Annotated in this window: 9 protein-coding genes and 1 tRNA gene; 7 read left to right on the forward strand and 3 right to left on the reverse strand. The window is 42.1% G+C overall.

From position 1 onward, the window contains the following. The first annotated feature begins 44 nt into the window (after window positions 1–44). From LCH52_02715 to LCH52_02725, 3 genes are all read left to right on the forward strand, one after another. Entirely contained in the window at window positions 45–2,060 is a 2,016-nt protein-coding gene (locus LCH52_02715) for a histidine kinase (protein ID MCA0387387.1), read from the forward strand. A gap of 71 nt (window positions 2,061–2,131) precedes the next feature. Then, window positions 2,132–2,764, forward strand: a complete 633-nt coding sequence (locus LCH52_02720; GenBank protein ID MCA0387388.1) for a response regulator transcription factor — start codon at window positions 2,132–2,134, stop codon at window positions 2,762–2,764. Between the two features lie 93 nt (window positions 2,765–2,857). Next, complete coding sequence (locus tag LCH52_02725; protein ID MCA0387389.1) at window positions 2,858–3,223, forward strand: response regulator; 366 nt, start codon at window positions 2,858–2,860, stop codon at window positions 3,221–3,223. A gap of 436 nt (window positions 3,224–3,659) precedes the next feature. Here LCH52_02725 and LCH52_02730 read toward each other — a convergent pair whose 3' ends face one another. Beyond that, the gene (locus LCH52_02730) at window positions 3,660–6,008 is read right to left on the reverse strand and encodes a M28 family peptidase (GenBank protein MCA0387390.1); all 2,349 of its coding nucleotides are present in this window, start codon (window positions 6,006–6,008) and stop codon (window positions 3,660–3,662) included. Between the two features lie 203 nt (window positions 6,009–6,211). Between LCH52_02730 and LCH52_02735 the strand changes: the two genes are divergently transcribed. The 3 genes from LCH52_02735 to LCH52_02745 all read left to right on the forward strand — a co-directional run bounded on the left by LCH52_02735 (window position 6,212) and on the right by LCH52_02745 (window position 8,346). Continuing rightward, window positions 6,212–6,285 (forward strand) — tRNA-Arg (locus tag LCH52_02735). A 28-nt stretch (window positions 6,286–6,313) separates the two neighbouring features. After that, the gene (gene eno / locus LCH52_02740; protein MCA0387391.1) at window positions 6,314–7,606 is read left to right on the forward strand and encodes a phosphopyruvate hydratase; all 1,293 of its coding nucleotides are present in this window, start codon (window positions 6,314–6,316) and stop codon (window positions 7,604–7,606) included. A gap of 221 nt (window positions 7,607–7,827) precedes the next feature. Further along, entirely contained in the window at window positions 7,828–8,346 is a 519-nt protein-coding gene (locus tag LCH52_02745) for a hypothetical protein (GenBank protein MCA0387392.1), read from the forward strand. A gap of 24 nt (window positions 8,347–8,370) precedes the next feature. Here LCH52_02745 and uvrA read toward each other — a convergent pair whose 3' ends face one another. Further along, window positions 8,371–11,178 carry an excinuclease ABC subunit UvrA gene (gene uvrA, locus LCH52_02750; GenBank protein MCA0387393.1) on the reverse strand — a complete coding sequence of 936 codons (2,808 nt, stop codon included), beginning with the start codon at window positions 11,176–11,178 and terminating at the stop codon, window positions 8,371–8,373. 19 nt (window positions 11,179–11,197) lie between these two features. Between uvrA and LCH52_02755 the strand changes: the two genes are divergently transcribed. Beyond that, complete coding sequence (locus tag LCH52_02755; GenBank protein MCA0387394.1) at window positions 11,198–11,878, forward strand: YigZ family protein; 681 nt, start codon at window positions 11,198–11,200, stop codon at window positions 11,876–11,878. A 91-nt stretch (window positions 11,879–11,969) separates the two neighbouring features. Here LCH52_02755 and LCH52_02760 read toward each other — a convergent pair whose 3' ends face one another. Continuing rightward, on the reverse strand, window positions 11,970–12,557 hold the full coding sequence (locus LCH52_02760; protein ID MCA0387395.1) for a hypothetical protein: 588 nt from the start codon (window positions 12,555–12,557) through the stop codon (window positions 11,970–11,972). Window positions 12,558–12,643 lie beyond the last annotated feature (86 nt).

Below are 12,643 nucleotides of genomic sequence, written 5' to 3' on the forward strand. Positions count from 1 at the left end.
CTTTATCCTTACTTAGCTATCCATTTCATCGGAACGAGACTAAAATGATCGATCAAGAAATCGAAACCGGTAAAAACTATCATACGGTCACCATAATATTCGTTCTTCTCATCGTGATTGTGACTGTCACCAGTTTTTACTATTACAGTCAGACAAAACAAAACCTGATGACAGAAAAGTTTGATGAAGTGAAAGCCATCGCAGGGCAAAAATCAGAAAGAGTGTCAAACTGGATTGGTGAAAGAAAAGCCGAAGGCAAATACCTCGCCACAAATTCTGTCTTGACGGAAGCAATTTCAAATAACTCATTTTTGATTGATCCAGACAGCAAACACAGAATAACGGATCTCTTCGAACAACTGAGGGTTAATCACGACTATTCTACAATTTCACTAATCGACCTGAACGGAAATTTTCTTGTCCGGACGGGTGATTCGATTCATCAGGTTAACCTGTCTAATGAATTTAGCGCTTCAGATACCGGCAGATTCGCAAGCATTTCGACAAAGGGGTTATCCGATTCAATCCCCTCTTTGGCTTTTCTGACCCCGGTTTTCAGTCCCGCAAATATTAAGACAGGATATGTTTTCCAAAAAATCGATATAAGAGTCGATGCAAAACTGATATTTGAAAGCATTACACCGGATAATGACCCCTACCTGATGAGGCTGTTCTATTTTAATGAAGGAAAGATTTACTCCCTGCTCGATTCATCCCGATCAGGCTCTCTTCATTCCGGTGAGTCAGAAAAAATCTTTCCTGATGAAATCCTTGAAACCGGAAGTACCGGCAAAAGTGGCAGAATCCAGGCAAGCGGATTCAATGATCTGTATACACTTGGTTATCTGAAAAGACTTTCAAATTTTGACATATTTGTCTATTGCGGAGTGAGTGGTGATCAACTCGAACAACCTCTGAAACCGATTTTTTTGCTCCTTACTATCATCATTGTCATTACCATTGTGCTCTCTGCGCTGGCAATATCGCTCGTAATCAAACGGCAGGAGGTAACTTACTCCAAGAAAATTGCCGAATCAAGAGCCTTTCTCGAGAGCATCAGAGAGGGGATGTCAGATGGTTTTGCAGTTTTCGATTCAGACTTGAGATTCATAGCTGTCAATTCCAGAGCCATTTCGGTAATCGGGAAAACCAAAAGTGAGATCATCGGGAAATCAGCTTTCGAAGTGTTGCCCGATCTTAAAAACTCAGGTTTCTACTACAGTTTTGAAGAAGTAAAAAAAACCGGAAAACCTTATACAAGCATCGATTACTACCCGGCATGGGATGTCTATTTTCAGAATAAACTTTTCCCGGTGACGGGAGGCTTTGCTGTCTTTTTCTCGGATATTACAGGTGAAATAAAACTAAAAGAACAGCTTAGCGAAACATATAAACAACTTGAAGGACTGACTCTCCACATGCAGGTCGTTGCAGAGAACGACAGAGAGTCAATAGCGAGAGAAATTCATGACGAATTGGGGCAGGTGCTCACCTCCCTTAAAATGAACCTCGCCATGATGAAGAATGCCATTAAGACCGGCAGCCAGGGCGATCATTGTGAATTCCTCCTTGAGGAAATAAATACCATGGGCAAACAGATAGATGCAACCGTAAAAAGAATACGGCGGATAATCACAGAACTCCGGCCTGAAGTGCTCGATCATCTTGGTTTTGTTGCTGCCATCGAATGGCTCGTTGAGGAATCTCCCGCCAAAAACCTGATCGATTACAGATTCTCATCAAATGTGGAACATCTTGATCTGGATAAAACCACCGCCACTTCTCTCTTCAGAATTGTGCAGGAAGCCTGTACCAACATAAACAGACACTCGGGTGCAAAAAATGCTTCGATTAAAATTGAAAAACAAACCGATAAACTTCTAGTAACCATCTCCGACGACGGAAAAGGGTTTTTCGTCAATGATCTCAAAGGTGTCTCTACCTTTGGTTTGCTCGGAATGAGGGAGAGGGCAAAATTGATAAATGCCGAACTTGGCATCGAATCAGCGGAAAACACGGGAACCACAATTTCAATCAGCGTAGAACTAAAAAATAATTAATCTTTTCTTGCTTCACAGTAAAAAAATGATTATTATTCAGTCAGGTTATCTTTTTTTAATTGAAATGTTAAATGATTAAAATATTCCTCGCCGATGATCATATTCTCATTCGTGAAGGTCTGAAACGAATAATTAATATCGAGCCCGACATACGGGTGACAGGTGAATCTGATGATCCTGTTGAGATTCTTAGAGCCACCAAAGAAAAAGAATACGATATTCTGGTACTCGATATTACACTGCCCAAAAAGAGCGGTTTGGAAATCCTGAAGGAAGTGCGTGCCATCGACCCCTCCGCACGGGTACTTATTCTGAGCATGCATCCCGAGGACCGCTTTGCCATCAGGTCTTTGAAAGCCGGCGCGTATGGTTACCTGACAAAGGAAAGTGCGGGTGACGACATTATTCTCGCCATTAAAAAAATAGCATCTGGTAGAAGATATTTAAGTGAAACTCTCGCTGAGACTCTTGCCGGTGGATTGGATATCGACAAGAAAAAACTGCCTCACGAAGTCCTCTCCGACAGGGAATTTGAAATATTGAGGTTTATTGCACAGGGAAAATCCCTTACCGACATTGGCAACGAATTGTCCATTAGCGTTAGTACAGTCGGTACCTACAGAGGCAGGATTCTTGAAAAATTGAAACTTACAAACAATGCTGAATTAATCCTGTATGTTCTTGAGAACCATCTTATTGATTAAGTCGTAATTTTACGACAACAACTATCCGCCTTTTCCTATATAGTCACCTCTTAATCCAACTTATCTTTCGGACATCATTTTTTAGAAGTCGTAATGGATATATTGATTATTGACGATGCCGACAGTGTAAGACACAATATTATTCGGATGATACAGCAGAAAACCCCTGATTTTGTCATCCATCAGGCATCCACCTGCACCGAAGCAATCCAAAAAATTGAGCGAAAAGTACACGATGTTGTCATTGTCGACATAAAACTGCCTGACGGGAGCGGGTTTGACATAATGGAACGAATCAAAGTTCTGTCCCCTTCCCCTTTAGTCATATTTCTGTCAAACTTTAGCAACTCAAAATTTAAGGAGAAAGCCCTCTCACTGGGAGCTTCCTACTTTTTTGATAAAACAGAGGAATTTGACCAGCTCATGAGGCTGGTACAAAACGATTTCAGATCGTTGTAGAATTAATTCGACTCTAAAATCAGCTATTTTCTATATTAACAGTTTTACACATTAGGTATTTTTCTAATGTAAATTATATTTTACTTGTCTTTTTCAGTTTTTAAGGTGTAAAAAGAAAAAGACAACCGTCGAGGATTTTGCATGTTATAATCAGATAAATTTCAGGTCTTGCAGGATTTTCAGATATTCCGGATATTATCACGATGTTCTTCACTATTTGAAATTTTTCCAATGAGATTTAAAATTTATCTGATTTTTTATTCTTCCGCCTCTGTGAACAACAGCGGAAACGAAACCGAAAGTTACAATTGTTATTTTATAACTCTTTGGTACTAAGTAATTGATGATGATGAGATCCAGATAATGGTTTGTATCTCCCCGATACATAAAAGGCTGCCCGATCCACGAGCAGCCTTTCTCATTTTAAAGAGGAGATTTATTTAAGAAGTATAATCTTCCTGACCGCAGAAAACCTTCCCGATGTCATCCTGACCATGTAGGTACCCGATGAAAGATTCTCTCCACTGATCGAACAGAAATGTTTTCCGGCGGGCAAAGTCTCATTTACGAGATTTCTGACTTTATTGCCCTGGATGTCAAAAAGGTCGATAACAACACTTCCGGCTTCAGCCAGTGAAAACTGCATTTTTGATACCGGATTAAACGGATTAGGATAATTCTGCTCAAGTCCGTAATCAAAAACCGGCGACACCTCAACTTCAATTGCATTAAAATATGTTGCAGTCCCGTCGAGATCAACCTGTTTCAACCTGTAGGCATAGGTTCCTGCCTGCAGGTTTTCATCCGTAAACGAGTATGCTCTCGATGAGGTCGAGTTGCCATTTCCTTTAACGAATCCGACAGTCGTGAAATTACCCGAAGCATTTCTTCTTTCAACATTAAAGCCGTAATTGTTTGTTTCGGTAGCTGTCGTCCATTCAAGCTTAACCGCATCATTTAAAGGTGTGGCTGAGAATGAGACAAGCTCAACAGGGACAACCGAGTATTTGAATATCTTTATGTCATCTACATAAAAACCATCTGCGTTTAAAGATCCGTCTGATCTGAAAAGGAACCTGATCATCACATTTTGACCGACATACGATGACAAATCAATCGACTCATTCAACCAGGAACCACGGGTTCCGTTGTAGAGGGGCTGTCCGGCGGGTTGGAAGCTTCCGGCACCGGTTATCATTCCTGAAGCTCTGAGCGGTGTCCAGACACCACCATTGTTGGTTGAGATGAGAACCTGAACATAGTCATATCCCGATTCCAAATCCCACTGGGCTGAATAGCTCAATCCGGCTCCGAGTATGCCGTTCAAATTAATGCTTGCGGTTTGTGTCATGGTTGCAGTTATATTTGAGCCGTAGTTTCCTGTCGGTGATTCAGAAAAAGATGTTGGGGGAGAAACCGATTTTACAGTCGACAATCCCCAGTTGTTTGAGATTACCCAACCGCTTGTTGTGTTCGCGCTGTCGTTCATCACCACATCAGATTGAGCAACATAGAATCTGTAGAAGGATGACGGTGGGGTGGTTCCCGGTGGATTTACACCCGAACCGCCTGCCGGAGCAGTAACAATAACATTACCCGGTGCATCCTGTGCTGCAATGTAATATTCCACAATCGTACCCATCTGTTGAGCAGGGATATTAAATGTGTAGTCACCACCCGCTCTGCTGGATGCTGATCCCGTTACGAATGAAAATTGTGAAAAGCCGCCACTTCCTGTTGCTGTTCTGTAGTACAGCCGGGGCGCAGCAGTTCCCGTGCCCACATCCAGACCAGTCTGAAGTGAAGCTACAGCAGGAATTGCCTGACTGTAAGCAGCAGAGGCTACCGGTGTATGTGCAATCTTCAAATTCAGATTTAATGCAAAACTTGAAAATGTTGCAATGGCAAGTTTCGCCATCTTGTGAAAGTATGGCTGGTTGAAGTACGCTACTTTATCGTTCGTAGTGTGATAGTAGGCGTTAAAATCGTTGTCATCATCCTCTATCAAAAGCATTGCACTGTAACCTTTGCTCCAGAATGATGCATGATCGCTTGCTGTCGTACCAGGAGTTTTTTGAACGGGTACAATACCTAAATTAAGGCTGGAATTCAATGCGACCATTTTGTTAAAAAGATCCATCGATTGGGCGGTTGCCCTGACATGAAGATTTGCCTTTCCGTCATTATTTGCATCATAGGCTATCATGTCCATGTTAATCACTCCAAGAATCGAATCTCCGGCTGTGGCTGCCTGATTTGCATAGTAAGCTGATCCGACAAGTCCCTGTTCCTCCTCATCCCAAAGTGCAAACACCAGGGTAAAGGGGAATTGATATTGAGACAGGATTCGGGCAGCTTCCATCACACCTGCGGTACCGCTTCCGTTGTCGTCCGAGCCGGGTGCTGTAGTGCCTGAAGGCATATCATCGAAATGGGCACAGATTATATATTTTTGATTGGGAAACTGGGTACCTGTTTTTACACCGATAACATTCTTGCCCGTTGTGCTGAAGCTCTGCTGAGTTGCGGTTATCCCGTAACCCTGGAGCTTTTCCTGAATATACTGTGTAGCTTTGTCGTTGGATGCATTGTTTTTATGCCGTGATACTATGGTGTATGGCTGGCCTCCAATAGTTACAGGAACATTACCCGAAAGTTCATTAACGAATTTCATTAAGGTATCGAGACTTACCTGATTTACTATGGTTTGAACGCTCGTTTGAGGAAATATTGCAGTGGATAAGAAAAAAACTGCCAAAACCGAAATTGAGTATATCTTACGCATTTAGTGCCTTATTTAAAGCGGAATTGAAAACAAATTAAATTATTGATCAACAGTAAAATACGGAAAAATATTATTTTAATCTCCCAAAATCTCTCTGTTTTTTCCATCTTGCCATAATTGCTGCTTCACATTCTTTACAGGTAATTCTAATTTCATATATTTGTAGATGTGTTTTGGAAAATTCCGGAACAATTTAATGGTATGCCCCCGTAGCTCAGGTGGATAGAGCAGCAGTTTCCTAAACTGTTTGTCGGGTGTTCGAGTCGCCCCGGGGGCACCCACTCTTACTTTAATGGAGAATAATAATGACTGAAATAATAGATATCATTGCCCGCGAAATCCTCGATTCCAGAGGTAACCCCACTCTCGAAGCCGAAGTTCTGCTCGAAGGCGGAGCAATCGGAAGAGCTGCAGTACCAAGCGGCGCCTCCACCGGTTCCAACGAAGCCTGCGAACTCAGAGATGGTGATTCTGCCCGTTACTTGGGAAAAGGCGTTGAAAAAGCAGTTGATTTTGTTAACAATGAACTCGCTGAAGAACTTATCGGATGGGACGCAACTGACCAGGTCGGTATTGATGAATATATGATCGAACTGGATGGAACCCCAAACAAATCAAAATATGGAGCAAATGCCATACTCGGAATTTCACTTGCGGTTGCAAAAGCTTCAGCAGAAGCTTTCGGACTCCCCCTCTATCGCTACATCGGCGGAACAAATGCAAAAGTAATTCCAACCCCGATGATGAATATCCTGAATGGTGGAAAACATGCTGACAACAATGTCGACTTCCAGGAATTTATGGTTATGCCTGTTGGTGCCCCGACATTCAGAGAAGGTTTAAGATATGGCGTGGAAGTTTTCCATACACTGAAAAGTGTACTGAAGAAAAAAGGTTACAACACAGCAGTTGGTGATGAAGGCGGTTTTGCCCCCTCACTCAAATCAAACGATGAAGCTATTGAAGTAATCCTCGAAGCAATCACCAAAGCCGGATACACACCCGGAAAGGAAATTTTCATCGCTCTCGATCCTGCTTCAACTGAAATGTGGAATCCTGAAAGAAAAACCTACAAATTCTTCAAATCGACCCAAAAAGAGATCAGTTCAGATGAAATGATTGCATATTGGGAAAACTGGGCAAAACAATATCCAATCGTATCGCTCGAAGACGGTCTCGCTGAAGATGACTGGGAAGGCTGGAAAAAGATAACCCAAAGTCTTGGTGGAAAAATCCAGTTGGTTGGTGATGATTTGTTTGTAACCAATACAAGCATTCTCTCAAAAGGCATCGAACTTGGTTGCGCCAATTCAATCCTTATCAAAGTAAACCAGATCGGTACGCTTACAGAAACTTTGAATGCAATTGAAATGGCAAGAAACGCCGGTTACACTGCAGTTATTTCCCACAGAAGTGGTGAGACTGAAGATGTGACTATCGCTGACATCGCCGTGGCAACCAATGCCGGACAGATCAAAACCGGTTCAGCCTGCAGAACTGACAGAATCGCCAAATATAACCAGCTCCTCAGAATTGAAGAAGAACTGGATACCAATGCGATTTACAAGGGTCTCGCTTCCCTGAATTACAAAGGTTAATACCCTCTGATTTTAAGGTATGAAGGTTGACGGCATATGCCCTCGACCTCATACCTTTCTTATTTTAAACCGTTTCTGTCCCATTTTACCCTAAAATTGTAACCAAAATCACAGTTGAGAAAAATTTTCTTCTCAAAAATCCATATTTAAAGACTTTTTGTTTTGTTTAATAATTAAAATTGTTATTTTAACAGAGCATTTTCATTAATTCAAGAGACAAAATGAAAAGTATAATCGTGTTTTTATTCGTTGCAATGATCGTTTTTGTAGCTTTTAACGGATGCAAAAAAGATGATGCAACAACCAACCCGACAACCCCGACTACGAAAACAATGACGCTTGCTCATTTTGGCGTGGATTTTTCAGAGGGTAAGGTCGGAGATCCTGCAACACCACTTGCGAACGAAAAAATTGACGGTGAAACAATTGCGTGGTGTCCTAATGGAAGTGGTGGTGGATGGATGACGGGAATCTGGTACCGGTCGAGAGATGATAAAATTTACCGGATTGGTCCCGGCGATCTTGCCACTATAACATCCATTGATACAACAAAATGGTCATCTAATGTTTGCGGTACAGCTCTGAAGAATGGAGACATCTGGGCAGCAAAGGCACTTGATGGTTATGTTGTTTTCAAAGTGACCAATGTAGCCGCTGATTCGGCTTCCATCGCTAATGGAGCGGCAAACTGGCCTGCTACTGTGGAATACAAATTCTCTACAACTACTAAATTTAACTAAATTGAGGCTGCTTCGGCAGCCTTTTTATAAAAACTTCCCTGTTACACTCTTCCTGTTTTTAGCGATCTCCTCAGGTGTTCCCTCGGCAACTATTCTCCCTCCGGCTTCACCTCCACCGGGACCGAGATCAATAACATTATCGGCAGCCTTGACTACATCAAGATTGTGCTCGACCACAACAACTGTGTTCCCTTTATCGACGAGTTTGTTTATGACTTTTAAGAGTACATTAACATCCTCAAAATGGAGCCCGGTTGTTGGTTCATCCATAAAATAGATTGTTTTACCGGTTGAGATTTTACTCAGTTCGGTTGCCAGTTTCACCCTTTGAGCCTCCCCGCCTGACAGAGTGGTAGCCTGTTGACCCAGTCTGATATAACCCAGCCCAACATCGTATATCGATTGAATTTTTCTGCTGATTCTTGGCATATCAGCAAAAAAATCGAGTGCTTCGGTTACCGTCATCTCGAGAACATCATCTATCGATTTCTTTTTGTAGAGTACCTCGAGAGTTTCTCTGTTATACCGCCGTCCGTTGCAGACATCACATTTCACATATACATCGGGCAGGAAGTTCATCTCTATCTTCTTTAGTCCGTCTCCCCCGCAGGCTTCACATCTTCCACCTGCAACATTAAAACTGAATCTGCCCGGTGCATAACCCCTCATTTTCGATTCAGGAAGTTGTGCGAATAAATCTCTGATATATGTAAATAATCCTGTATATGTCGCAGGATTGGAACGGGGTGTTCTCCCGATCGGTGACTGATCAACTTCAATCACTTTATCAAGATGCTCCAAACCGCTGACGCTGTCGTATGGAAGTGGTACATCTTTTGTATTGTAAACATCTTTCATCAGAATTTTTACAAGCGTTTCATTTACCAGCGTTGATTTCCCCGATCCACTGACGCCTGTGATTGCGGTAAATGTTCCAAGTGGAATCGATATTTCGACCGATTTGAGGTTGTTCCCTCTGGCTCCCTTTACCGTCAAAAAATTACCGTTTCCCTTTCGCCGGATTTCAGGAATGCCGACACTCTTTCTGTTGTGCAGATAATCAAGAGTCAACGAACCCTTAATCGAGTTTCTCTTCATCAGTGTAGTTGTGTCACCCATTGCCACCACTTCACCCCCGTGCTCTCCGGCAGCGGGTCCGAGATCTATCAAATAATCTGAACTCTCGATTGTCTCTTTGTCATGCTCGACGACTATTATGGTGTTGTTCAGATCCCTTAGCATCTTGAGGGAATTGATTAATTTGATATTATCCCTCTGGTGAAGCCCGATCGACGGTTCATCAAGTACATACAGCACCCCTGCCAGTTGTGTCCCTATCTGTGTTGCCAGCCTGATTCGTTGAGATTCCCCCCCCGACAAAGTTCTGGCACTGCGAGACAGGGTCAGATAATCCAGACCGACATTCAAAAGGAATTCGAGCCTCGATCGTATCTCCTTTAAAATCGGCTTTGCAATTATCTCATCTCTTCCCACCAGGATGCTGCTGTCAAAGAATTTTTTGCAGTCTGCAATTGAAAGTGCTGTCACCTCGCTGATATTTTTTCCGGCGAAACTGACCGCAAGCGATTCCTTTTTTAGCCTTCCTCCTTCACACGATTTACATCTGCCAATATTCATGAACGATTCGACCCATTCACGGATTTTTGCCGAGGAAGTGGAGGTAAAATAATTTTGCAGATATCCGATCACCCCGCTAAATCTGTGCTTGTATGCAACTTCCCTCTTCCCGCCATAACTGTAGAAGAACTCATACTTTTCCGTCGATCCATTCAGAATAAGGTCAATGGATTCTTTTTTAATATCCTTGAGAGGTGTGTCGAAATCAAATCCGAATTTCTTTGCGAGGGTTTCGAGCTGATTGAAGATGTAGATTGATCTCGGTTTTCCGAGGGCGGCAATTCCTTCCTGATTGATTGTTTTATTCCAGTCAGGAATAATCAAATTCAAATCGAATTCCTTTTTCTCTCCAAGTCCGTCACACTCGGGACAGGCACCAAAAGCCGAATTGAAGGAAAATGAATTTGGGGCGAGCTCCTGATAATCTATTCCGCAATTAGGGCAGCTAAGGTGACGACTGAACAGATGGTCCTCTTTTCCGTCATCAACCATCATTACTCCGTTTCCATAGTTGAGCGCGACATCAACCGATGATTCAAGGCGGGAGTGAATTTCAGGCTTTACAACAAATTTGTCAATAAGTATGTCGATATTATGAATCTTGTACCTGTCAACCTGAAATCCTTTTTCAATCTCTTTTATTTCACCGTCAACTCTAACCTTAATAAAACCGTCCTTCGCAATTTCTTCGAAGAGCTCCCGATAGTGTCCCTTCCTGCCCCTTATAACCGGCGCAAAGAGAGAAATTTTCTTCCCCTCATACTCCCTTCCGATTCTTTCAAGAATCTGACCGGGATTCTGCTTCTGAACCTGAGTGCCGCAGTTGTAGCAATTGATTACGCCGAGCCGCGCATAAAGCAAGCGAAGATAGTCATATATCTCGGTTACAGTTCCGACAGTGGATCTTGGGTTTCCCGAAGTCACCTTCTGTTCTATTGAAATTGCAGGGCTCAGTCCTTCAATTAAATCCACATCGGGTTTTTCCAGCATATCAAGAAACTGCCTAGCATAGGCGGAAAGGCATTCGATGTAACGGCGCTGACCTTCTGCATAGATGGTATCAAAAGCGAGGGATGATTTACCCGACCCCGAGAGGCCTGTAATTACAGTAAATGAATTTCTTGGTATCTCTACATCGATGTTTTTTAGGTTGTGGACGCGCGCGCCTTTTACAATAATCTTGTCTTGGAACAATTTCTTTCCGGTTTGAACGATGAAAACTATATATTTAAAACAATCTTTTCCTGAAATAAATTTCAATATGCCCGAGAAAATTCAAGCTTATTCCACTATAAAATCAAAAGCAGACTCGAAATATAAAGAGAAGGGATCAATCTTTCTCGCATTCGCTCATCCCATATATTCCCTCACGGAATTCGAGGAACTTCTTGCCCGCTACAGAAAAGAATATTACGATGCGGTGCATCATTGTTCCGCTTTTCGGCTGATTAACGGCACAATGAAATATTCGGACGATGGAGAACCTTCCGGGACTGCCGGTCTGCGAATCATGAATGCAATAGAACATCAGAACCTGAATAATGTGTGTCTGATTGTTGTTCGTTATTTTGGCGGTGTAAAACTCGGAGTAGGTCCCCTCGGAAAAGCCTACTACGAAACTTCTCTTGCTGCACTGATGGCGGGAGAGAAGATAACCATGCAGAGGTTCGTCAGATATCTGTTTTCAGCTCCCTATGAGCTGTCATCATTTATGTTCAGACATCTAAGCGGGGACAATGTAAAAATTAACTCCACGGATTATGCAGCCGGATTAACATTGGATTGTTTTATTAAATCGGATTCTGTCGATGTTATTCTCGAGAACATCCTTACTTCAGCAAACGGTGAAGTGGAAGTGATAGACGGAAAAGAGGAAAAATATTTTGAAATTTGAAGTTTGAGGTTTGAAGTTTGAAGTTTGAAATGTTGAAGGCTGAGGGCTGAATTTCTGAAAACCAATAGCCCGGGAATTCATTCCCGGGAGCTCAAAATTCATTCATCATTAGAGTTTCCTGAAGCAGATTTTTGATTTTATATTCCACTTCCCTCCCGTCAGGAGGAAGTTTCCCGTATGACCACTTGTTTTCAAATGGACTATAAGAAAACCTGATTGCCAGATCTCTTACGATATCGTAATGATAAACATTTATCCATCGTAGTTTAGCTAATGATGTGAATCCGAGTATTATCGGTTCCACTTCTGAGAGCATAACAAATCTCTCTTTTCCGTGTTTTGATTTATTCAACAGTATCGACTTGATAACCGGATGAAGCGGCAACTCGACGAGTTTCAAAGCTGTATGTTTGCAGGTATATCGAATTTCAAGAGTGGACCGAAATTTCTCTCTTTGCGTAAGATAATCACCACACCAGCAATCCATTTTTTCAATTTTATTGACTGTTGCAAAATCGAGCTGTTTGGAATCATTAATCTTCGGCTGAAAGTAAAATCGTGAATTATGCTCTTCCATGCTCATTACTGCATCACGAAGATCGTCAAATTCACGAATCCCCTTCTTCACGGGTCTTTTGGTTTTAGTCTCGGAGATTCTGTACTTTTGAGGATTTTTCACAGGGATTTATTTTTTAACCGTCTAAATTACGATTTTTTTTCGTGGTGGCAACCCCGTCTAAGTTTATTATTTTACACTTTGAAAAA

The sequence above is a fragment of the Bacteroidota bacterium genome (assembly GCA_020161395.1).
Lineage (GTDB): Bacteria > Bacteroidota > Ignavibacteria > Ignavibacteriales > Ignavibacteriaceae > UTCHB3.

Excerpts from the sequence above, each read along its gene's own strand:
- eno (MCA0387391.1), top strand. The coding sequence starts at position 6,314 with ATGACTGAAATAATAGATATCATTGCCCGCGAAATCCTCGATTCCAGA.
- LCH52_02725 (MCA0387389.1), top strand. The coding sequence starts at position 2,858 with ATGGATATATTGATTATTGACGATGCCGACAGTGTAAGACACAATATT.
- LCH52_02730 (MCA0387390.1), bottom strand. The coding sequence starts at position 6,008 with ATGCGTAAGATATACTCAATTTCGGTTTTGGCAGTTTTTTTCTTATCC.
- LCH52_02715 (MCA0387387.1), top strand. The coding sequence starts at position 45 with ATGATCGATCAAGAAATCGAAACCGGTAAAAACTATCATACGGTCACC.
- LCH52_02720 (MCA0387388.1), top strand. The coding sequence starts at position 2,132 with ATGATTAAAATATTCCTCGCCGATGATCATATTCTCATTCGTGAAGGT.
- LCH52_02745 (MCA0387392.1), top strand. The coding sequence starts at position 7,828 with ATGAAAAGTATAATCGTGTTTTTATTCGTTGCAATGATCGTTTTTGTA.
- LCH52_02755 (MCA0387394.1), top strand. The coding sequence starts at position 11,198 with ATGAAAACTATATATTTAAAACAATCTTTTCCTGAAATAAATTTCAAT.